Here is a 21,650-nt window from a genome sequence, read left to right as displayed (position 1 = left end):
TATGCGATCGCACCTTCAAATGTAGAGTCAGTTATTTACATTATCTGAAAAATAGGTTGCTGAGGATTGAGAGTTTTTTCCAACCAAAATAGCTTCTCCCTTTATTCCTCCACGGCTAAGAGTACAAATCTTATAAAGGTTTTCACACTCAAAGATTGCCAGAACTAGCTCTTTCCCTGCTTGGTAAGAAGGTGGTAAAGGTTTACCTACCTCGGATTCCAGATCAATTTCGTTGTCACGCCACTGTAACTTCCAAATACGCTTTTCGGTTATTGGTGCTTTGAGGGACTGAGCGATCGCACTATATACCTGCTCTGCTTTAATATCATCCTTGGCTGCTGGCACAAAAAACTTCATAGGCTTGGTTACAACGTGAGTTTCGCTAGTCCCAGCGTAACGCAGTTACCAAGGCAATCTGTTTCCATTCCATGAGAAAAACTGTCCACTATCACCTTCTTGAAGCTGTTCGATCACAGTCAATAATTGGCTAACGGTACGTTCCACTGAAAATAATTGTTCTGCAGGTACATTTCCCTGGAAAGGACGGGAAAGGCGCGTATCAGTTGTACCAGGATGCAATGTCACTATTAATGCTTTAGGACAACTTCTTTTATACTCAATTGCCGCAGTTCGCATCAACATATTGAGTGCTGCTTTAGAAGCGCGATAGCCATACCATCCACCAAGTTGATTATCGCCAATACTCCCCAATTTAGCAGAAATAGTCGCAAACACGCTGCGTTCTCCATGACGAAACAGAGGCAATAGATGTTTAGCCAACAAGACAGCACCAATACTATTTATTTGAAAGTAGCGCAGCAAATTTTCTGAATTGATCTGTCTTAAGCTTTTTTCAGGTTGCAAATTCTCTTCATGCAACAGTCCTACACAGTTGACTACCAAATGCAGTTTATCAACTTGGGCAGATATTTTTTTAACAGCTTCAACAATCTGCAACTCGTCAGTAATATCCATCTTTAGACAAATTAATCGCTCAGAATGTTTGCCTGCAAGAGCTATTAAATCGGGGGCTAATTCCGGTTGACGAGAAGTTGCATAAACTTTGCTTATTCTGTCATCTTGTAGCAACATTTTCACAAAACCTAAACCAATACCTCGGCTGGCTCCCACAATCAATGCATTCATAGGATTAATTTCATCGATAAAAGACATATGAATTTAGGTTATTTGTAGAGGTATTTTATATTCGTAGCGAGAGACAAAATAAGTACCAACTTGTCTGTCGCTGTGATTCCTCGTTCCCATGCTCCGCATGGGAATGCATTCATTGAGGCTCTGACTCAATATCTCACTGGAGGCAGAGCCTCTAATCAGCCATTCCTATGCGGAGCATAGGAACGAGAAAACAATGAGTTAATTTCATCGATAAAAGACATATAAATTTAGGTTACTTGTGAATGTACGCTTTATTTACCAATACAGAATTTGCTAAAAATTCTATCTAAAACTGATTCTGTAACTTCTTCTCCGGTAATTTCTCCTAGTGCTTGAACCGCACCGCGTAAGTCAATTGTCCAAAAATCAAGAGGTAACTGCTGGGCAATTGTTTCTTGTACTTGTTTCAAAGAAATTTTAGCTTGAGTTAAGGCTGCTGCTTGTCTTTGGTTAATGGCTAAATCCATATCAGCCGCTTGCACTTTTTCGGCTTTAACTATCTCTAAAATTGCTGTTTCTAAAGCATCAATACCTTGATTTTCGGCTGCTGCTGTGACAATTTTAGATTTTGGATTTTGGATTTGAGATTGAAGAGTTTTTCTTTCGCTTTCTTCTACTAAATCGATTTTGTTAATCACTAGAATCAACGGACGGTGTTGTACTTGTTCGTAAATTTCTCGATCGCCTTCCGTCCAACCTGCTGAAGCATCGATAGTCAACAGCACTAAATCAGCTGCATTGGCAGCACGACGCGATCGCTCGACACCAATTTTTTCCACTTGGTCTGTTGTTTCCCGAATCCCCGCAGTATCTAGCACTTGCACAGGAATTCCCCCGACAACTAACTGCGATTCCACCACATCGCGGGTTGTACCTGGTAAATCAGTCACAATGGCGCGATCGCTCCGGCTCCAAGCGTTCAATAAGCTGGACTTACCCACATTCGGACGCCCCACAATTGCCACTTTTAAACCAGTCCGTAGCAACTCACCTTTGTCTTTGGTTTCCAATAATCTAGTGATTTCTGCGGCAATTTTCTCGATTTCTGATATGATTGCTTTATCATCCAACGGAGGCAAGTCTTCCTCAAAATCGATTCGAGCTTCGATTTCTGCCAAGATATCCAAACAGTTGGCGCGTAACTGCCGGATTGAATGAGCTAATTTTCCCTGTAAACCAGCTAAAGCACTTTGGGCAGCTTGGGGCGATCGCGCTCCTACTAAATCAGCTATACCTTCGGCTTGAGTTAAATCCAATCGTCCATTCAAAAAGGCGCGGAGAGTAAATTCTCCCGGTTGCGCTAGTCTTGCGCCATTTTCCAAACACAGTTGTAACACCTGCTGCACTGCCATAATTCCGCCGTGGCAATGAAATTCCACTACATCTTCACGGGTGTAAGAACGAGGTGCTTTCATAATTAGCAACAAGGCTTCATCCACCAATTGTTGCGTTTGGGGATGGCGAATGTAACCGTAGAGAATCCGGTGACTTTCCCAACCTTGTCGCCCTGGTGCGTGAAAGAGAGTTTCAGCTAGAGCCATTGCTTGGGAACCCGACACCCGCACAATACCAACACTACCCTGTTGGGGGACAACAGCAGTAGCGATCGCAGCGATGGTTCCAGTAGTGGCAAAAACTTCTGACATGAGCGCCCTTCATAAGAGTGAAAAGTTAGGAGTAAAAATCATAACTTATAACCGATAGCTTTCTAAATGGTAAGTATTTAGACTAATAAGATAGCAGCTGGCAAGGTAAAATTTACCTTGGAGAGTAATGCCTGATAGTAAAGAGTGAAAATCATAACTCATAATTTTTAGAGAGGAATTTACTGTGGAGCAAAAAATTAACTGCGCCCAAGCCTGTGTTAACGGTTGTGTTTTAGGGGATAAATGCCCCAATATCGAGTTTAGAGAGGCGACTGCAAAGTTTATTCAAGAGACTCCCTTAGACAAAATGTTGGAGTTGGCACAAGAACGTCTGCGGAAAAAAATAACGGAACCGCCAAAATGGGTTTTTCCTGAAGATCCATAGCATTCGTGTTCAAGGCTCAAGCAAGACAGCGCGGAGGTTAAATAGTATCTGGATCTATATTTAATTCTCGCAGTTTTGCTGCCAAGCGATCGCTGCGTTGCTTTTCCTGTTGTGCCACTTCTTCCGGTGTCGGAACAAGTTCTCCTTCAGGCGTGAAAAAGCGTAAATTTTCTTGATAAACCCCTAAATATAATCCTAATTGTTGACTCCACAACCAGCCTTCGGGATTGGGTTCCAGGGGTTGATATTTACCATCAAGCAAATGGAACCCTGTAAATTCCAAGGTTTCCGGGTCAAACCAGAAGTAATCTGGTGTGCGAAAGATATCTTGGTAAATTTGTTTTTTTAAGCCTTTATCAGTGTCACCTGTGCTATCCGAGAGGATTTCTATAATTAGATTGGGATATTTGCCATCTTCTTCCCAAACAACCCAGCTTTTACGGGGTTTACGTTCAGTCCCCAGTACTACAAAAAAATCTGGCCCCCGGAAGTTTTCTGATTTGCGCTGGCGTGGACTGTAGTAAATAGTGAGATTACCTGATGCATAAAAGTCGTTGCGATTTTGCCACAACCACTCCAAGCATTGAATCAGCAGTGTCATTTGTAGCCGATGCAAGTCAGTTTCCAAAGGCGGTTCATCACTATATAAATTCCCTGGCGGAAATATAACATCTTTTGGGACTTGAAAATCTTTGGTGACAGACATGGCGGCAAGTAGTCTTACTGCTATAAGTTTAGCCTACCAGTGAGGAGCCGATTTTTAATCGTCACTTATATTTGCTGATTACTTTCTGAAAATACTTAAATGCTTTCACAAAATGGCATTTGACTTACTCATTTTGGTGTTTTCCGCAAGCAAACAAGTCTTGGGCGAATAGAATTGCCTGCGGCACACTGCGTGTAGCTTGCTTCTCCGTAGGAGTACGCTACTACACAAACGAACGCGAACAGCGTCTCGCAGAGAAGTCCACCTCCGTGGACTAAGTAAGTCGGTGAGAATAAATCAAACTAGATTAAGTAATGTAAAAAATCTTGAGATTAGTTCGTAGTGAGGACTTTAGTCCTCAAATGATGGCTGAAGCCCTCACTACAAACCTTGAATTATTCACACCGCTCTACTTAATACAAAATCAAGGCTTTTAACCCACGGAGGTGGGTTTTGTTTGTGTAGCCAAGCCAGTGCGTTGGGCGGGCAATGCCCGACTTGAAGCACCTGGCGCGCGACTTCTAGTCGCCTGGCTATTAATAAATTAGACTTGTTCATTCATCCTCTTAAGGCGAAATAGCTAAATATCTAACCCAACTACCATTAACTCAGGTGGATATTCAACATTAAACTGGTAATATATCTCTCGTCGCTCTTGGGGTGGAAGAGCTAACTGCCATTCTAAAATCCCCATTTCACCAAGTTGAATTTGTGGGTTGCTGCGACTGAGGCGCACCTTAATTTGCTCGTTGCGGCTAACCGGCAATTGTTCAGTTAGTTTCAGATTTACTTCTTTGTCGAGTAAGTTAGTTATTATCAACCGATAACTATAAGTAATCCGGCGCTGGTTGCTAATCAATCTTTTGTCTACCAGACGCTCAACTAAATCGCGCTCAATTTTTAAACCTTCGTCAATTCCTAAATTAAGTTTAAACTCTTGCCCTGGTGCAATATTCTCTAACTGAGTTGTCCCAATAAAAACATTGTCGCGGAAAATATTCGCTTTACCTGCTAACAAAGTCGCACCGTTGGGACTATTTTTCACATTAGCTTGTAAATAAGCAAAGCTTACCAAGCGCGGCATTGCCACATAATCAAAACTACAAGAATAATCATCGTTGAAAATTGTAGTTTTATGGGGTGCGCCATCACTGGGAATGTTACCACCACTATTCAATTTAAAAGTAACTACACTCCCTTGTTTGGATACTTCTGCTGTCACGGTTTCTGCTGGGATAAGACTATCCTCTGTAACTTCGTCTTGTCCTTGCCAATCCGTTCTGGCAGCAGAAGCAGGCGGTTCTGCTATACTAGGCAGCAGTGGCGGCTGGGCTGCAAATCGTCGTCGCGCCGCTATTTGTGGACGTGGGGTATCAATATACCAGGGTTCAAGTTGGGGTGGAAGTGTACCTAATCCTGGTTTAGCGGTAGAAAGGGTGAGATTTGCACCAATCCAATCTTCGCCACTGCTTTGAGTGATTTCTGCAAGGTAGCTCAGATGTACAATATCGCTGGTAGTGCTAAAGCGCAAGTCATAAAGGGGAGTCCAACTAGCGCGATTCACTAAGTATGATAGCTCTAATTCAAATTTCCCTTCACCCGTAACTTCAACCGCTACAACTAAGTTAAAACTTTCTTTAATAAGGGGTGTTTGGATTTTTTGCAATGAGGTGTGGAGTGCTTGCAGTTGTTTGTCTAATTCCTGCTGTTGGGTTTTGCACTCTCCAGATGCGATCGCATACTCACTATACTGGCTTCCGAGAAAGTTGAGGAAATCCAAAGTTTCGCTGAGGCTGAGATTTTTCCGAGACAAACTTTGTGAAAAGGGTTCTTCTGTTTTTTCACGTAAGCCGGCAATAAAACTAGACTGCAATGCTAAAGCATCCACTTGGGCTTGCAGATGGCGTTTTTCTGCTTCTAATTGCTGAATTTGCCTTGTTAAATGTGCTACTCGGTCTGCTATCGGTTCAGTAGTGTAAATGCGATCGCTACTAACTCCCACCAAGCGCACCCCTACCGTACCTGTACCGCTAACCCTGACAGACTCAGTTTCGAGAGTCACTGGCACTGGGGTAATTACTAATTCCTGTTCAATTCCTGTTAAATCAACTACACCCCGCCGTGTAACCAATGCTCTGTCAGAATACACGGTAACAGCTACAATCTCGCTTTGTACTGTTTTGCGCCAAGACGGTATTTCCGGGTTAACCACTGCCAGTTTTCCCCCATTTTAATGATTCTGCTGGTTAATTGTCAAGGCTTCCCGGTGTAACCGTCAACCCCTTTAGGGAATTCTTAATTACGAATTAGGAATTATCTTACTTGTGAGTTGGTTCAAGCGTACTAGAAGTAGTATCAGTATTTTGCTCAACAAAATTCTTTGCCGCAGCTAGTAGATACTCATAATAGGCACGAGCGACGATAGATAGCTGCTTGCCAGCTGGGTAAACCATGTACCAATGTCGCTGAATAGGAAAGTGTTGTACATCTAAAATGCTAAACTCTGAAGTGTCTGATAGTAAGGTATGACGAGATAAAACAGAAATACCTAAACCACCTGCGATCGCTTGTTTAATTGCTTCGTTACTTCCCAATTCTAGCTTGACTTTTACCGTCACCCCTTGTTCTTCAAATAGCCTTTGGACGGCGCGGCGAGTTCCTGAACCGGGTTCCCGCATAATAAAAGGTTCGTTAGACAGGCGTTGTATAGGAATATTTTTTTCTTTGGACAACGGATGATTATTCGGTGCAAAAACTATCAAAGGGTTTTCTAAAAATGGTTCACAAGTCACATCTATATTGTCTGGAATTTGACTCATAATATATAAGTCATCCAGATTCTGACTCATCCGTTCCAAAATTTGTTCGTGATTTGTTACTTGCAGCGAGATATCAATCCCTGGATAAAGTTCGCAAAACGGCCCTAACAAACGTGGAATAAAGTATTTTGCTGTTGTAATCACTGCCAAGCGTAATTGTCCCTGTTTTAGCCCTTTTAAATCTGCCACCTTCATTTCATACTGGGCTATATTGTCAAAAATCTGCCGACAAGTGGCAAATAATTCCCGTCCAGCTTCCGTCAGATACAACCGCTTTCCCACTTGCTCAAATAATGGCAACCCTACCGATTTGGTTAGTTGCTTGATCTGCATAGAAACTGTAGGTTGGGTGAGAAACAATTCCTCAGCAGCACGAGTAAAGCTACTATGCCGTGCCGCCGCCTCGAACACCTTTAACTGGTGCAGCGTCGCTTGGTTCAAGGGTGATTCTCCTCTAAATAGCGATTGATAGATATAAAACTAGTATTGCTGAACACTGGCAAATGATATAACAATGCTCACAGAAAGTTACGAGTTTTATTATAGATAAAACTCTATTATCTCTATTAGGATAAAGGTATTTTACTTATGCATTTAAGAAGCTATTATCAGAACAATAACAAAAGCGTAAGATGCCTTCCATCTCCCGATGAATGCTGAATGAGGATTTTCCAAAATTGATCATTCATCATTCATCATTCCATAATTCTTCTTTAACTTTTGTAGGTAGCTTGGTTAAATCGGGTAATCTTAGTACTTCGATTTCTGCAACTTGTTCTTTAATATTTACTGGCAAGTTTAACGGTTCGCGTTCTTCTATCCAGCAACTTGCTAATGGCAACGTTAGCTCCATTTCGTCCAGAGGTCGAGGAATTACCATCACTGCATTCAATTCCCCAATGCGTTCTGCCTCAAACATTCCCGCTTCCACTGCTACCGCCACATTTGCTACGGAACCGCGAATAATCGCTGTACACAAACCCGCACCAATTTTTTCATAAGCTGCCAAATGAACATCAGCAGCTTTCAGCATGGCATCACATGCTCCTACCATCGCTGGAAATCCTCGCGTTTCTACCAAACCAATTGCTTGATTACTCAGACGGCTGTAATTGCCCTCCTCCATCAATTTAGTGAAACGAGTTGTGATCGGAAGCACTATATCTAGGTTGGGATAAGGTCGGGGAATCACCAAACTAGAAACCAACTGGCCAAACTGTTCAGCCGTTTGCACACCTGATTCTACCGCCAGACGCACGTCAGCAATTCCACCCCGGACGATCGCAGTACAATGACCGCTACCAGTTTTTTCATACCCAACTAGGTGAACTCCTGCCGATTTCAGCATCATATCCGCCGTACCAACGATCGCTGGAAAGCTGCGGGTAGAAACTAAACCCAAAGCAGTATCCTGAAAGGTTTCTTGACTACTCGCTCCCTGTATGGTACGAATAGACCGTTGATTGTAGGTTTCCATGTGAATTCTCCAAGATACGGAAAAAGCCGACAACTTACAATTAACACTTACTTGGGCTAATCGTCATTTGGGTCGCTCAAGGATTGTCTATGAGGAAACAATGTGCTCAACAGTCTGTTTATGCTCCCTTGTCCATAAATTTGAGTCCCAAAACCGTTAGGGGATTCTGCGGCTGGCTGAATTGCCCCTAAGTTATGTTCTGTAGACTCTTGGGCGACTTCTCCCAAGGTGGAGTCAGCATGATTAGTCGGTTCCTCCACGGGAGGAGACTGTCTTTCTGGAGTAGTGGGAGATTTAAAGTAAGAAATTGACTTGTTTTGTTTGAAATCCACAAAAGCCGAAGTTGAGGAAATTACCTTTTCCTTAACTCCACCTAAGCCATTTTCCTCTTCCTTTTGCGGTGGTGCATTTGTAGAAGCTGGGTTACTTGTAGATGGTTCCGCCTGCTTTGTTTGGGCAATCTGCCGACTATTGTCTCCTAAAATCGATCCAGGTGGAACTACTTGTCCAGGTTCAACCGAATAGTTAAAAACTGTTGTCGCCGAACCAATGCAAGCATTTGCTCCAATATTGCCCTTACCAACCATCAAAAAACCGGCTCCCAGGTTTGCGCCTGCTTCTACCTCTAGGGTTCCTTCATGGACTTGGAGAATTGCTCCCATACCAATACAGACCCCTGGCCCAATGATGATTTTGCTGTTTACAGCCGCTTGGAGGATCACCCCAGGTGCAAGTACCGCGCTTGGATGAATAGTCACCTCACCACTAATGTAAGTATCAAAGTTATTGCTGAGGCGCAGTAGCGGCACAGACATGGAAATTTTAACCTCGGAAGCCGGAGAATAGAGAGTTAGGAGTTAGAAGTGAGGAGTTAGGAGTTAGAAGTGAGGAGTTAGTTAAAACTCAGGAGTTATAAATTTTAAGTTTAGAGTTATCAATTAACAATCTTTTTCAACTCCTGTACAGACGCGATTAATCGCGTCTCTACTCCTAACTTTTAACTCTTAGCTCCTTAAGGTCGTTGAATAATTGTTTCCAATACCCGACGCTTGGCTTTGGGGTCAATACCAATTAGGCGCACATATTCCCCTTGATATTCGCCGAGGTGCCCTTCTACGGCTGCGATCGCTTCTCTTTCTGAGGAGGCTTGAATTTGACCGCTACTAGTCCAGGAACCTGTACGGAACCGTCGCTGGTCTACGTGTTCAATGCTAATTTTAGAGCCGCCAGCCAATAATTGCCGGAGTTGGTCTACTACTTCAGCACTCAAGCGGGTACTGGTAGCTGTTGCTGTAGCAGTAGCAGAGGGTGCACTGCTAGTAAATGATTTCTGACCACTAGAGGAGCTTACTTGATCATTTGGACGTTGGATAATCGTCTCTAATACCCGACGCTTCGCTTTGGAGTCAATACCAATTAAGCGGACATATTCCCCTGGATATTCGCCAAGATGCCCTTCTATGGCTGCGATCGCTTCTCTTTCTGAGGAGGCTTGAATTTGACCGGTACTAGTCCAGGAACCTGTACGGAACCGCCGTTCATCTACGTGTTCAATGCTAATTTTATATCCACTACTCAATAATTGCCGCACCTGTTCTACTACTTCACTACTCAACCGAGTACTGCTAGCTGTTGCTGTAGCATAGGGTGCTGCACTGCTAGTAAATGATTTCTGACCACTAGAGGAGGCTACTTGACCATTTGGACGTTGAATAATCGTCTCCAATACCCGCCGTTTAGCTTTGGTATCAATGCCGATTAAACGCACATACTCGCCTTGATGACTTTCAATACATTCTTCTAAGCCGGAGATTACTTGATTTATGGAAGTTGCTTCAATTGGCTTGCAACTAGTCCAGGAACCAGTTCGGAAGCGACGCTCATCTACGTGTTCCATGCCAATTTTATAACCACTTGCCAAAAGTTGGCGGATTTGTTCTACAGTTTCATCATTAACTTTGCCACTGCTAGAACCGTTACCATTACCATTACTGCTGCTATAACTGCCATTACCACGACTAGCAGGTGCCTTAAAGCTGGTAGCTGGTTTCACATCACCATCTGGACGTTGGATGATGGTTTCTAATACGCGCCGTCTACCTTTGTCAATGCCAAATAGCCGGACATACTCGCCGCTATGCTCTCTTACACAGCTTTCTAATGCTGCGATCGCTTCACCTATGGATCTCGGTTCAATTGGCTGGCAACTAGTCCAAGAACCCGTGCGGAACCGTCTTTGGTCTACGTGTTCTGTACCAATCTTATACCCTTGCTCTAATAGATAGCGCAACTGCTCTATTGTTTCTGCACCCAAACTATTGCTCGACACTTCACTACTCCTTTCCAACTCTAAAACAGTAATACCATTACCTGTATAAGATTTAGCAATTTCATCCCGAATGGGTGCTATACATTTGCTATCCGCAGCACACAGATAACCAGCTCGCAGTGCCTGATTAATTCCAACCACATGATGAGCGAATTCTTTATCCTGATCTTGCACATCTGGCAAGCGGTCAGCTTGCTGCTGGTTAATAATTATCGCTCCCGAAGGTACATACTTACCTGCGGGAATCTCTACATCTTGAATTAAAACGTGCATCATCACGATGCAACCTGCGCCTACCCTGGCATTAAACACCGTAGACCGAAAGCCAATGAAGGAATTATCCCCTACATAAGCTGGCCCGTGAATTAAAGCCATATGGGTAATGCAAGTATTTTTGCCAACCCACACCGAGTATTTATTTTGGTCATCGCCAATTACTCGACCTTCCTCCAGCCCATGAATCACAACACCATCTTGAATATTGGTGTTTTCACCAATATAAAAAGGTGTGCCTTCATCCGCTCTAATCGTAGTCCCCGGAGCAACGATTACATTTGCACCGATTCGTACATCCCCAATCACATTGGAAAATGAATGTACAAAGGCAGTTTCATGCATTTTCGGTTCAGCTAAATTCCTTGACCACGGGGTTGGGGGTGCCGCCGTGTTGCGGACTGCCATCGCAAGATTCCTCCTGATATTAAGTTAGGAGTTAGGAATTATGAGTTATGAGTTTTAACTCTTCACTCCTGACTCATAACTCCTCGCTTCTCTAACTGTTGACTATCGATATTGATCTTTTTTGCTGTAAATGACGCGATCTGCAACGTGAATGGTATCTATGATCGCCACTACTGCTGCATCTAATGGACGCTGCTCATTTCCCAGAATTTGACGAGCGGCACTGCCACGACTGACAAGTACCCACTCATCTACTCCTGCTCCCACAGTATCTGCTGCTACCTCATATTTTGGCAGGATGTTTCCATCTTCATCCACTAATTGTAATAACAGTAGTTTGACACCTCTAAGACTTGGGTCTTTTTGTGTGCTAACTACTGTGCCACGAACTTTGGCGACTTGCATTACAAATTACGGTCTTCTACCGAAAGGACGAATTGCATTCACATTTTCGCGGAACTGCTCTACGTCTTCGGTATAACGAATTGGCAGCACGTATTCTAAGTTCTCATGAGGACGAGCAATAATGTGAGTAGATAACACTTGTCCGCCGTTGACTCGCTTTACAGATTCAACTCCTGCGCCCACAGAAGCTTGCACTTCCGAAACGTCGCCCCGGACAATCACTGTAACTCGACCACTACCGATTTTTTCATAGCCTACTAAAGTGACGCGGGCAGCTTTCACCATTGCATCAGCAGCTTCCACGACTGCTGGAAAGCCTAGAGTTTCAACCATTCCCACTGCAATTGACATTAGTTTTAATCCCTATTTCAAAGTTTTAGTCTTGGACAAAAGTGATGCTCAATCAGGCAAAGAGCGTTAATTACTTTCTTTAAACAGCTTTTAAGTACGGAACTGTTCCACAGCTTCTGTGTAACGTATCGGCAAGACGTATTCCAGGTTTTCGTGAGGACGAGCAATGATGTGAGTGGATAACACTTCACCACCATTGACTCTTTTTGCCGCTTCAACCCCAGCTGCTACAGAAGCTTGCACTTCCGATACATCTCCCCTAACTATCACGGTGACACGAGCGCTACCAATTTTCTCATATCCTACTAAAGTGACACGGGCGGCTTTCACCATCGCATCAGCAGCTTCTACTACTGCTGGAAAGCCCTTCGTTTCAATCATACCAACTGCAATTGGCATCGCAGAACTCCTACAAAATGAATCTAATCAGTACTGTTGTTTGAAATTTTTGACGGGGAGGGCTTTATCTTAGAGCTAAGAAAACACTTCCAAATTAAGCATAGGAAAGCTTGGCGTCCCTGGCAATATAAAATACTATAATAGTTTATGATAAGAAAGTTTTAAAAAACTTAACAAAAATTTATCTGTCCTTCTGGGCAATTTAAAGTCCACTGATTCCTAGAGCAGGCAGTTATGCTTTATAATTTCTTTATCACATTTACAAAACGACATTCATAACTAAGGCTAATCCCATCTGGGGAGGGACAAGCAAAGGCTGTATGTTTTGCTGTCTCTATGTTTCCTGAAATTTTGCTCTATGTACAAGGACTAGGTGAAAAATATATAATTTTTTCAAATATATCGTATAAAGTACTTTGCTCAAAGTAGAAATACAAATGTAAAACGGTCGGTGATGTTAAGGCAAGTAAATGGTTTTGCTTATGTAAAGTTATATTTTACTTATGTTTAATCGGGTAAGGTTAAGTAAAAATACTTTCGGGAATTTAATTGAAATAATAGCAAAAAAACATCGGAGTTTTGGTAAATTAATTTTATAAAATAAATAATCGTTTTAAAGTTTTTTTAAATAAACGCTGAGTCGCCAAGGGAAATTTAAATGGATCAATTTCTATTTTCAACAAGTTGGTTTGTGCCTTTTTATAGCTTATTGGGCGCAATTTTGACCTTGCCGTGGGGAATCGGAATAATTCAACGAACAGGGCCAAGACCTGCGGCATACATAAACTTGTTGACGACCGTTTTAGCTTTTGCCCATAGCCTATTTGTATTTAAAAATATTTGGGATAGAGAACCAGAAAAATTACTGGTTACTTGGTTCAAAGCTGCGGATTTAGACTTATCTTTTACGTTGGAACTCTCAGCAGTCAGCATTGGGGCAACAGTTTTAATTACAGGGTTAAGCCTACTGGCACAAGTTTACGCTCTGGGTTACATGGAAAAGGACTGGTCGTTGGCGCGTTTTTTTGCACTGCTGGGATTTTTTGAATCGGCGCTGAGTGGTCTAGCGATCAGTGATTCTTTGTTTCTCAGCTATGCCCTTTTGGAAGTCCTGACGCTTTCGACTTATTTGCTGGTGGGGTTCTGGTATGCTCAACCGCTAGTAGTGACGGCGGCGCGGGATGCGTTTTGGACAAAACGGGTGGGAGACTTGTTGCTGCTGATGGCTGTGGTGACACTTTCCACCTTAGCCGGGAGTTTGAACTTTTCGGATTTATATGAGTGGGCGCAAACAGCGGATTTAAGCCCAACGACCTCAACATTGCTGGGGTTGGCGTTAATTGCTGGGCCTGCTGGTAAATGCGCCCAATTTCCACTGCACCTGTGGCTAGATGAGGCAATGGAAGGGCCCAACCCGGCTTCGGTAATGCGAAACTCGCTGGTAGTAGCTGGTGGTGCTTATTTACTGTATAAACTGCAACCATTATTAGCACTGTCGCCAATTGCTTTGAATACCTTGGTAGTCATGGGCACGGTAACGGCAATTGGGGCTACATTAGTATCCTTAGCTCAAATAGACATTAAGCGATCGCTATCTCATTCTACCAGTGCATACATGGGCTTAGTCTTTTTAGCGGTGGGGTTGCAGCAAGGGGGCGTGGCCTTGATGTTGCTGTTAACTCATGCGATCGCCAAAGCATTATTATTCATGAGTTCTGGTTCAGTAATCTTAACTACCCAAAGCCAAGACTTAACGGAAATGGGCGGTTTGTGGTCACGGATGCCAGCCACCACCACAGCTTTTGTTGTCGGTGCAGCAGGGATGGTAACACTGCTACCCTTGGGAAGCTTCTGGGCAATGCTAGCATGGGCTGACGGTTTTGTGAATATTAGCCCTTGGGTGATTGGGGTTTTATTATTGGTCAATGGCTTGACAGCATTGAATTTGACCAGAGTCTTCAGATTAGTCTTCTGGGGTAAACCGCAACAAAAGACCCGTCGCACGCCAGAAGTAGGTTGGCAGATGGCGTTGCCAATGGTGATTCTCACAGTGCTGACTCTGCTTTTACCTCTGATGTTACAGCAATGGTACTTACTACCCGATTGGGAAAGTATTAATTGGTATGTGGCGTTAGCTTTGTTTGCTTCTACCGTCGTGGGAGTAGGTGTAGGATCTACAGTTCATCTGCACAAAGCTTGGTCAAGATCGAGAATCTTGGCGTGGAGATTTATGCAAGACTTGTTAGGTTATGATTTTTATATTGACCGAGTTTATCGTGTAACCGTAGTGGGTGCAGTAGCACTGCTATCTAGAATTTCAGCTTGGAGCGATCGCTACTTGGTTGACGGTTTAGTAAACTTGGTTGGGTTTGCCACAATTCTCGGCGGACAAACTTTAAAGTACAGCATTTCTGGGCAATCTCAGGGCTATATGTTGACCATCCTAGCAGTTGTCAGCGTCCTGGGTTTTTTCATCAGCTGGTCATTGGGTTTACTAAATAAATTGCCTTTTTAAGAGTGCTGAGTTAGGAGTTATTATTTTCCCCTGCTCCCCTACTTCCCCTGCTCCTTTATCTGAAGTCTATGCTTAGTGTTTTAATTCTAGTGCCGTTAATCGGCGCAGCTTTAATTGGTTTCTCGCCCTCTGGCATCAGTGGGAAATTCGCCCGTGGGGTGGCTTTGGTCTTTGCCAGTATCGCTTTCTTGTGGACAATCCTACTAGCAATTCAGTTCCATCCAGGGGAAATCACTCAACAGTTTGCCGAGTCTCTCCCTTGGGTAGATGTTTTAGGCTTGAACTATAACCTTGGGATAGATGGTTTATCTTTGCCGTTGCTAGTTTTAAATGGATTGTTAACTTCCATTGCCATCTACAGCAGCGATGAATCCCTACAGCGTCCGAAATTTTATTACTCTTTGATACTATTATTAAGCGCTGGGGTGACTGGAGCCTTTCTGGCACAGGATTTACTGCTATTTTTCCTGTTTTACGAATTGGAACTAATTCCGTTGTATTTGTTGATAGCTATTTGGGGTGGCGCGAAGCGGGGTTATGCTGCAACAAAATTTCTGATTTATACAGCCGTTTCGGGAATCCTGATTTTAGCAAGTTTCCTCGGCATGGTTTGGCTGAGTGGTTCCTCTAGCTTTGCACTCTTCACCTTGAACACGACAACTTTACCTCTAGCGACACAGCTTTTACTGCTAGCGGGAATTTTGGTAGGTTTTGGGATTAAAATTCCCTTAGTTCCCTTCCATACTTGGTTGCCAGATGCTCACGTTGAAGCTTCCACACCAATTTCAGTACTGTTAGCTGGGGTGCTGTTGAAGTTGGGAACTTACGGCTTACTGCGATTTGGGATGAACTTGTTACCAGAAGCTTGGAATTATCTGGCTCCTTGGTTAGCGACTTGGGCAGTAGTGAGTGTATTGTATGGTGCATCCTGCGCGATCGCTCAAACCGATATGAAAAAAATGGTGGCGTACAGTTCCATTGGACACATGGGTTACGTGCTTTTAGCGGCGGCGGCGGCCACACCTTTAAGTGTGTTGGGCGCTGTGATGCAAATGATCAGCCACGGCTTGATTTCCGCAATGCTATTTTTGCTCGTGGGAGTTGTGTATAAAAAAGCCGGAAGCCGAGATTTAGAAGTCATCCAAGGATTGCTGAACCCAGAACGGGGTATGCCAGTAATTGGTAGCTTGATGATTGTCGGAGTCATGGCCAGCGCTGGTATACCGGGAATGATCGGGTTTATTTCCGAATTCGTCGTTTATCGGGGGAGTTTTCCAGTTTTTCCAGTGCAAACCTTACTATGCATGATTGGTACTGGTTTAACAGCAGTTTACTTCTTAATTCTCGTCAACCGCGCCTTTTTTGGACGCTTGTCTACAGAAGTTATCAACTTACCGCGTGTGTATTGGAGCGATCGCGCCCCAGCTGCAATTTTAGCTGTGCTGATTGTGATTTTCGGGATTCAACCTGGTTGGTTAGTGCGTTGGACTGAACCAACAATTACAGCAATGGTAAATACCCAAAACGTAGTAGCAGTTTCCTTGGATAAAGCAATCAAGGCTAGGGATTAGGGACAAGGGGACAAGGAGAATAACCTGCCCAATGCCCAATGACTAATAAGTAATGACTAATGACTAATGACTAATGACTAATGACTAATGCCTTTTGGAGAGATTGCAATGGTAACTATTAAAAAGAAAGCTACTCACAATCCCTTAGCTGAGTATATTGAACGTCTGCAAAAAGGAGAGGCATTACTCCCCGATAGTCCAGAAAATGTGCTGGAAGTAGTTGGCATTCTTAAAAGCTATGGTGTAGTTTTAGATGCCTACTCAAAAAATCTTAACTATATTGCCGAGCATCAGTTTTTAATATTTTTCCCATTTTTTAAATACTTTAATGGAGAGGTTTCTTTTCAGAAATTACTCCGTCACTGGTGGCATGACCGAATTAATTTTGAATATGCCGAGTATTGCATGAAAGGCATGATGTGGCACGGTGGCGGTGGACTAGATACATATTTAGATACAAATGAATTTCAAGAAAAAGCGGAAGCTGTTATCGCCGCAAAATTTAAAAATAATCCCTTAATTCTTGGTCTTAATCGGCTGTTTCCAGACTTTTTAACAGAACACTTGCGCGTCTCTGCTTACTACACCGGTTTAGGTCAATTCTGGCGAGTAATGGCTGATATGTTCCTCAACTTATCAGACCGCTACGACCAAGGCGAGATTAAATCGATTCCCGAAGTTGTAGACCACATTAAAGCGGGGTTAGTCGCAAATGCATCAAACCCAATTACCTACGCCGTCAAAATTCGGGGTGAAGTCTATGAAATCATTCCTAAAAGCGTTGGTTTGACCTTCTTAGCAGATACAGCAATACCTTATGTAGAGGCAGTATTCTTCCGAGGAACTCCTTTCCACGGTACAGTTTCATACAACGCCCAAGGATATCAAATTCCCCCAGATCAAACTCGATTTCAATATGGCGCACTATATGCCGATCCTTTGCCTATCGGCGGCGCGGGTATTCCTCCCACCTTGTTGATGCAAGATATGCGTCATTATCTTCCAGAGTATTTGCACGAAATTTATCGTCGCAGTCTTCGGGGTGAAGATGATTTGCGAGTCCAAATTTGTATAAGTTTCCAAAAATCGATGTTTTGCGTGACAACAGCAACGATTTTGGGACTGATGCCTTATCCTTTGGATACTAAAGATCCAAGTGAGGAAATAGGTAATCGAGTTTATTTAGAGAAGTGGATGAGTCGGTTACAAACTTCGCGGTTGCTAGATGTGAATAAATAGTTGACTTTTGGTCAATGTTATGCATCTGGTTCAACGCCGAGCGATCGCAATTGAGCAGTCAAGCGATCGGCTCTTTCCTCACCAGTCAACAACAAATTACCTTGCAAATCCCACCAGCGTAGCCAAGGTAATTCCATATTGTAATATTGTCCCTGCCAAATTCCTAACTCAACTCCTAAAGGATGTATAGGATAATGTCCACGTTCATTTGCTGTTAATAACTGATATTGTCCACCAATTAATTCATAAACTTCTACGCTGGCTTTATTCACTTCATAAATGCCGTAGAAGGGAGGACGAATCACCTGCTCATAAACCCAAAATTTCCCCTTCCAAGGAGTTTTATCTCTTTCTTCACTACCATCGCCAGAAACAAATTCCAATGCAATCAATGGGGCAATAAACTCTCGCCAGAGTACATAAGACCTGCGCGTTTGTCCATCCAGAGTAGGTGGTACATTTCCTACATAGAACCAGTCTGGTGCTTCTGCGCCTTTTTCTGGGGGGTCAGTGATGCGCCAGTAGATACCGCTATCTTGACCAATACAGTATTGCCCATCAGGATGACGTTTTTGCAATATCGGTTTAATCGAGTCCGTTAGGAGAATGCTTTGGGGATGTTCCTGAAAGTTTTTCACGAATGTACCATCAGACTCAGGAAGCTGTGTATGGTCTGGGAACGGCGTGAGGGCGCTTGGTGCGTTAATTGCAGAGGTCATAAGACACCTTTGCAGGAGTAAGGGTTGTTTTTTAGTTTAGCAAGCATAGACGCAAACGCGAGTGCGTCTCATAGAGAAGCAGCTTATTATGAAACATCGCAGTTTTTCTGTAGGTCAGCGTTCTCTGTCCTCGCGGATCAGTTCAGTTAAAATTTGAGTCATCATTTCATGGTTGCTATTGAGCCGCTTCTATTTGAGATTTTAAGTTAGTTTAGCGATGCCTACGCAGTGTTTTCACAAGACTAGGCTCAAGTTCTGAAGGCTCTATTGTGTGACAATCAATCTATGTATTTTGGGAGTTGCAAAGATGGCTTGGGCAGCAGGTGATCAATTGCAAGGTGGCAAATATACTATTGAAAGGGAATCAACCCTGAGATTAGCGATCGCACAAACCGCGCAATTTTAACAGGTATGAAGCTAGATCCTAAGCAGCGATCGCAATCAATGCGAGAATGGCTCGATTTATTGGGGTTGACCGGGGAAAACTCGCAGCCTTCAGTAATTATACCACCTACCACTAACCCAACTTGGGAGCGAAACATCCAGTTTTGGGGAGTGGTCATAGCTGCGATCGCCGCTATTGGAACCTTACTCTCAGGCATAGTTGGCTGGATTCCTGTTTTCCACCCATCTCCATCTTCCAATCAACCGTCACAGTCTCCTAGTCCCTCATCTACCAAAACCCCCTAGATTTAGCTAAACTTTCATTGTGTATTCTGCAAAAATGTATGATTTGTGAAACACAGTTAAGTCATATAAAATATCCGTGTCCAGCTTTTTAAAAGTGTTTTAATTACGAATTAGGAATTATTAGAGGTTTTCATGCCTTGGACAGCTGGAGAAAGATTACAAGCTGGCAAATATGTAATTGATAAAGTCCTGGGACAGGGGGGATTCGGGATTACTTATAAGGCATTGCATGTTGAGCTAAACCGGACAGTTGTCATCAAAACACCCAATGAATATCTCAGCCATATTGAATTCTGGCTTCTGACTCCTGAATTCTCTTTTGTTAAAAAAGGCAATGAGCAAAATTTTTATATTAAATTCTTTACTGTTGCTTTCTCAAATACCCAATCCAGAAGCAAGATTTTTAGATTTAAAAAATCAATTAGAAAAGAAAGGATTTCAGGTAATAATTGCGCTACCACCAAAGCGAGGAGCTTATGGGTTATTAAGAGAATCTGACAAAAAAATCTGGATTAATCCTGTAGTCTTTGAGTTACATATTGGAACTCAGACCTTAATTCATGAAGCTGTTCATGCAGCACAGGTATGTGCAGGAAAAGGAAAAATAAAAACTTTAGGTTTAGACATTCAACCTAGCAATTATGCTCGACCGTTTTTTAGACGCTATACCGATGTCAAACGACAAGATTTAGAAAGAGAAGCTTATGCAGTCCAAACTCAACCTAATAATTTTGAATTAGCTGTATCTCTTCTCGAACAACACTGTAAATAGCTGCCATATTGTTCCATTTTATTCTTTGGAAGTCCCTAGAGTTAGGGCAATGGAATTCGCGGCTACACAAACAAAGTCCACCTCCGTGGACTAATACAAAATTGAGGGTTTGAAACCCACGGAGGTGGGTAAAGTCTCGTGTAGACGCGCTTTCTAACCGCCGATTTGACTTACAGCAGTTTTCATGTATTTGAACCACATCTGTCGTAGGGGCACAGCATTGCTGTGCCCCTACCGCCTGGTCTATTTACCTGAAAATAGCTGTAAGTTTACACCACTCCCTTAGTGAGCATTCGGAATCAGCCGACCACAGGGATAAGTCGCTGTTTGCTGTGAAGCATTTTCAGCCACTGCTGCTGGAACCTGATCCGATGGTCGAGTTTTGGCTGCTAGATAGTCTTTTTGCAGTTTGTCCAAAATGGCTTCTCGCCTATCGTACACACGCTTCAGGGGACGAGGCTGGCACTTATTCAAGACGTATGCTGTCACCAATGGTAGAGCGATCGTGCTATCGGTATAACAAACAATTGTGTTAGGTAACTCTTCGGGGTCAATTTTACCCCAACTGACGGCTTCCGATGGGGTTGCTCCCGACAAACCGCCTGTATCTGGACGCGCATCGGTAAACTGCACAAAATAATCGTGTCCTCGTTCTTCTAGTCCTAATACTTCGTGAAGTTGTGGTTGGGTTTGTAGCAAAAAGTTTTTGGGACTACCGCCACCGAGAATTACAGCCGCACTTTTACCTCCTGATTCACGCGCATTATATGCGATCGCAGCCGTCTCATTTACATCAATTGATGGATCTAACACCAACTGCGAACCTTCTAAAGCTAAAGCCGCCACGTTCATCCCAATTGAGCTATCTCCTGGAGAAGACGTATAAATTGGCACGCCATACTCATAAGCTGTCGCAAGCAAGCAGGAATGCTGCACACCCAGTTGCTTTTCTACTTCCCGAACATACTTACCCAGTAAATGGTGAAATTCAGCAGTTCCCATCCGCTTCTGAAAAGCTTCGCCTTGAATAATCTTGCGGATGAACGCATCAGTTTCCAGCAGCACATCGTAACCAAAGATAATGTCATAAATGCGAATAGTGCCTTCCTGGCGCAGTTTCACATCATCCAAAAACGGATTACCAGCAAAGAGTTCAAAACCCAAACCGTAGTGCATATCATGGTAAAGATTTGCACCAGTGCTAATCATCCAGTCAATAAAACCGTTGCGAATTAAGGGTGCAAGCGCTGAAACCCCGAATCCTGCTGGTGTCATCGCACCGGAAAGGCTAACTCCCACGGTGACACCTTCGGTTAGCACATCACGACTCAGAAGTTGGCAGATTTCCCGCAACCGCGCTGAGTTGTAGGCGGTGAAGTATTGATCAATCAAATCCACCACATTGATATCATTTGATATCGGTGTCGGTGCGATTTTTTGACCCAGCTGTTTAGACATTTTGGCACTCCCGAACTAGTAAACACGCCCGAATCTAATGTTATCTAGCTTTCAACCAAAGTGACAGCAATTTACAGTTGTTTTCAGGTAAATAGGCCACAACTGAGACGGGGAGTAGGGAGTCGGGAGTAGTGTGGTTCAAATAAATGAAAACAGCTGTAACTAGCCCATTTCATTAAAAAACAAACAGTACGACGGCTGAGATGAAATTGTGTCACCTACCTCAACGCCTACAATTTAGGCAATCTCACTGAAATGAATTTGCGAAAATATTAAATTTAATCAAAGATTTAATAGATCGATAGAGGTGTA

Annotated in this window: 21 protein-coding genes; 7 read left to right on the top strand and 14 right to left on the bottom strand. The window is 43.2% G+C overall.

Translation table 11 applies throughout. The features are described 5' to 3' along the window. Positions 1-27 precede the first annotated feature (27 nt). The 3 genes from HWQ23_RS14140 to mnmE form a co-directional block, all read right to left on the bottom strand. A complete protein-coding gene (locus HWQ23_RS14140) occupies positions 28-357 on the bottom strand; it encodes a hypothetical protein (RefSeq protein ID WP_292829257.1) in 330 nt (109 codons plus the stop codon). A gap of 45 nt (positions 358-402) precedes the next feature. Further along, entirely contained in the window at positions 403-1,173 is a 771-nt protein-coding gene (locus HWQ23_RS14135; protein WP_292829255.1) for an SDR family NAD(P)-dependent oxidoreductase, read from the bottom strand. Positions 1,174-1,427: 254 nt separating this feature from the next. Continuing rightward, a complete protein-coding gene (mnmE, locus tag HWQ23_RS14130) occupies positions 1,428-2,822 on the bottom strand; it encodes a tRNA uridine-5-carboxymethylaminomethyl(34) synthesis GTPase MnmE (protein WP_292829253.1) in 1,395 nt (464 codons plus the stop codon). 184 nt (positions 2,823-3,006) lie between these two features. On the opposite strand from mnmE, the gene HWQ23_RS14125 reads away from it, so the two are divergent. Further along, the gene (locus tag HWQ23_RS14125) at positions 3,007-3,207 is read left to right on the top strand and encodes a hypothetical protein (RefSeq protein WP_292829251.1); all 201 of its coding nucleotides are present in this window, start codon (positions 3,007-3,009) and stop codon (positions 3,205-3,207) included. 37 nt (positions 3,208-3,244) lie between these two features. Here the strand turns inward: HWQ23_RS14125 and HWQ23_RS14120 are convergent, their stop codons facing one another. From HWQ23_RS14120 to HWQ23_RS14075, 9 genes are all read right to left on the bottom strand, one after another. Continuing rightward, complete coding sequence (locus tag HWQ23_RS14120; RefSeq protein WP_292829249.1) at positions 3,245-3,913, bottom strand: Uma2 family endonuclease; 669 nt, start codon at positions 3,911-3,913, stop codon at positions 3,245-3,247. A gap of 580 nt (positions 3,914-4,493) precedes the next feature. After that, positions 4,494-6,125 (bottom strand): mucoidy inhibitor MuiA family protein, encoded by a 1,632-nt coding sequence (locus HWQ23_RS14115; protein ID WP_292829247.1) that lies wholly within the window; start codon positions 6,123-6,125, stop codon positions 4,494-4,496. Between the two features lie 106 nt (positions 6,126-6,231). Then, positions 6,232-7,173: a LysR family transcriptional regulator gene (locus HWQ23_RS14110; protein ID WP_292829245.1), complete on the bottom strand. Its 942-nt coding sequence runs from the start codon at positions 7,171-7,173 to the stop codon at positions 6,232-6,234. Positions 7,174-7,420: 247 nt separating this feature from the next. Then, a complete protein-coding gene (locus HWQ23_RS14105; protein ID WP_292829243.1) occupies positions 7,421-8,209 on the bottom strand; it encodes a BMC domain-containing protein in 789 nt (262 codons plus the stop codon). 56 nt (positions 8,210-8,265) lie between these two features. Next, entirely contained in the window at positions 8,266-9,024 is a 759-nt protein-coding gene (locus HWQ23_RS14100) for an LbetaH domain-containing protein (protein WP_292829241.1), read from the bottom strand. A gap of 197 nt (positions 9,025-9,221) precedes the next feature. Further along, entirely contained in the window at positions 9,222-11,219 is a 1,998-nt protein-coding gene (locus HWQ23_RS14090; RefSeq protein ID WP_365741410.1) for a ribulose bisphosphate carboxylase small subunit, read from the bottom strand. Between the two features lie 102 nt (positions 11,220-11,321). Then, positions 11,322-11,624, bottom strand: coding sequence for a EutN/CcmL family microcompartment protein (locus HWQ23_RS14085; protein WP_292829239.1), 303 nt, complete (start codon positions 11,622-11,624; stop codon positions 11,322-11,324). 6 nt (positions 11,625-11,630) lie between these two features. Then, the gene (locus tag HWQ23_RS14080) at positions 11,631-11,975 is read right to left on the bottom strand and encodes a carbon dioxide-concentrating mechanism protein CcmK (protein WP_039748664.1); all 345 of its coding nucleotides are present in this window, start codon (positions 11,973-11,975) and stop codon (positions 11,631-11,633) included. A gap of 90 nt (positions 11,976-12,065) precedes the next feature. Beyond that, entirely contained in the window at positions 12,066-12,374 is a 309-nt protein-coding gene (locus tag HWQ23_RS14075) for a carbon dioxide-concentrating mechanism protein CcmK (RefSeq protein WP_190891121.1), read from the bottom strand. A gap of 658 nt (positions 12,375-13,032) precedes the next feature. On the opposite strand from HWQ23_RS14075, the gene HWQ23_RS14070 reads away from it, so the two are divergent. The 3 genes from HWQ23_RS14070 (at position 13,033) to HWQ23_RS14060 (ending at position 17,699) form a co-directional block, all read left to right on the top strand. Then, positions 13,033-14,889, top strand: coding sequence for an NAD(P)H-quinone oxidoreductase subunit F (locus HWQ23_RS14070; protein ID WP_292829230.1), 1,857 nt, complete (start codon positions 13,033-13,035; stop codon positions 14,887-14,889). 68 nt (positions 14,890-14,957) lie between these two features. After that, a complete protein-coding gene (locus HWQ23_RS14065; RefSeq protein ID WP_292829228.1) occupies positions 14,958-16,460 on the top strand; it encodes an NADH-quinone oxidoreductase subunit M in 1,503 nt (500 codons plus the stop codon). A 108-nt stretch (positions 16,461-16,568) separates the two neighbouring features. Then, complete coding sequence (locus HWQ23_RS14060; protein ID WP_292829226.1) at positions 16,569-17,699, top strand: CO2 hydration protein; 1,131 nt, start codon at positions 16,569-16,571, stop codon at positions 17,697-17,699. Between the two features lie 17 nt (positions 17,700-17,716). Here the strand turns inward: HWQ23_RS14060 and HWQ23_RS14055 are convergent, their stop codons facing one another. Further along, positions 17,717-18,418: a Uma2 family endonuclease gene (locus tag HWQ23_RS14055; RefSeq protein ID WP_292829224.1), complete on the bottom strand. Its 702-nt coding sequence runs from the start codon at positions 18,416-18,418 to the stop codon at positions 17,717-17,719. Between the two features lie 271 nt (positions 18,419-18,689). Between HWQ23_RS14055 and HWQ23_RS14050 the strand changes: the two genes are divergently transcribed. The 3 genes from HWQ23_RS14050 to HWQ23_RS14040 all read left to right on the top strand — a co-directional run bounded on the left by HWQ23_RS14050 (position 18,690) and on the right by HWQ23_RS14040 (position 19,880). Beyond that, positions 18,690-18,824 (top strand): hypothetical protein, encoded by a 135-nt coding sequence (locus HWQ23_RS14050; protein ID WP_292829222.1) that lies wholly within the window; start codon positions 18,690-18,692, stop codon positions 18,822-18,824. 5 nt (positions 18,825-18,829) lie between these two features. Next, the gene (locus HWQ23_RS14045; protein ID WP_292829220.1) at positions 18,830-19,108 is read left to right on the top strand and encodes a hypothetical protein; all 279 of its coding nucleotides are present in this window, start codon (positions 18,830-18,832) and stop codon (positions 19,106-19,108) included. 319 nt (positions 19,109-19,427) lie between these two features. Next, positions 19,428-19,880 carry a hypothetical protein gene (locus tag HWQ23_RS14040; RefSeq protein WP_292829218.1) on the top strand — a complete coding sequence of 151 codons (453 nt, stop codon included), beginning with the start codon at positions 19,428-19,430 and terminating at the stop codon, positions 19,878-19,880. Positions 19,881-20,162: 282 nt separating this feature from the next. On the opposite strand, the gene HWQ23_RS14035 is transcribed toward HWQ23_RS14040, so the two are convergent. Continuing rightward, a complete protein-coding gene (locus tag HWQ23_RS14035) occupies positions 20,163-21,338 on the bottom strand; it encodes a homospermidine biosynthesis protein (RefSeq protein WP_292829216.1) in 1,176 nt (391 codons plus the stop codon). Positions 21,339-21,650: the final 312 nt, after the last annotated feature.

This window comes from Nostoc sp. JL33 (assembly GCF_017114985.1).
Classification (GTDB): Bacteria; Cyanobacteriota; Cyanobacteriia; order Cyanobacteriales; family Nostocaceae; genus Nostoc.
This window is presented reverse-complemented; position numbering and strand designations above follow the sequence as displayed.

Bases quoted from the DNA above. Each gene is read 5' to 3' on its own strand.
- HWQ23_RS14140 (WP_292829257.1), bottom strand. From the start codon at position 357: ATGAAGTTTTTTGTGCCAGCAGCCAAGGATGATATTAAAGCAGAGCAG.
- HWQ23_RS14135 (WP_292829255.1), bottom strand. From the start codon at position 1,173: ATGTCTTTTATCGATGAAATTAATCCTATGAATGCATTGATTGTGGGA.
- mnmE (WP_292829253.1), bottom strand. From the start codon at position 2,822: ATGTCAGAAGTTTTTGCCACTACTGGAACCATCGCTGCGATCGCTACT.
- HWQ23_RS14120 (WP_292829249.1), bottom strand. From the start codon at position 3,913: ATGTCTGTCACCAAAGATTTTCAAGTCCCAAAAGATGTTATATTTCCG.
- HWQ23_RS14105 (WP_292829243.1), bottom strand. From the start codon at position 8,209: ATGGAAACCTACAATCAACGGTCTATTCGTACCATACAGGGAGCGAGT.
- HWQ23_RS14100 (WP_292829241.1), bottom strand. From the start codon at position 9,024: ATGTCTGTGCCGCTACTGCGCCTCAGCAATAACTTTGATACTTACATT.
- HWQ23_RS14090 (WP_365741410.1), bottom strand. From the start codon at position 11,219: ATGGCAGTCCGCAACACGGCGGCACCCCCAACCCCGTGGTCAAGGAAT.
- HWQ23_RS14085 (WP_292829239.1), bottom strand. From the start codon at position 11,624: ATGCAAGTCGCCAAAGTTCGTGGCACAGTAGTTAGCACACAAAAAGAC.
- HWQ23_RS14080 (WP_039748664.1), bottom strand. From the start codon at position 11,975: ATGTCAATTGCAGTGGGAATGGTTGAAACTCTAGGCTTTCCAGCAGTC.
- HWQ23_RS14075 (WP_190891121.1), bottom strand. From the start codon at position 12,374: ATGCCAATTGCAGTTGGTATGATTGAAACGAAGGGCTTTCCAGCAGTA.
- HWQ23_RS14070 (WP_292829230.1), top strand. From the start codon at position 13,033: ATGGATCAATTTCTATTTTCAACAAGTTGGTTTGTGCCTTTTTATAGC.
- HWQ23_RS14065 (WP_292829228.1), top strand. From the start codon at position 14,958: ATGCTTAGTGTTTTAATTCTAGTGCCGTTAATCGGCGCAGCTTTAATT.
- HWQ23_RS14060 (WP_292829226.1), top strand. From the start codon at position 16,569: ATGGTAACTATTAAAAAGAAAGCTACTCACAATCCCTTAGCTGAGTAT.
- HWQ23_RS14055 (WP_292829224.1), bottom strand. From the start codon at position 18,418: ATGACCTCTGCAATTAACGCACCAAGCGCCCTCACGCCGTTCCCAGAC.
- HWQ23_RS14045 (WP_292829220.1), top strand. From the start codon at position 18,830: ATGAAGCTAGATCCTAAGCAGCGATCGCAATCAATGCGAGAATGGCTC.
- HWQ23_RS14035 (WP_292829216.1), bottom strand. From the start codon at position 21,338: ATGTCTAAACAGCTGGGTCAAAAAATCGCACCGACACCGATATCAAAT.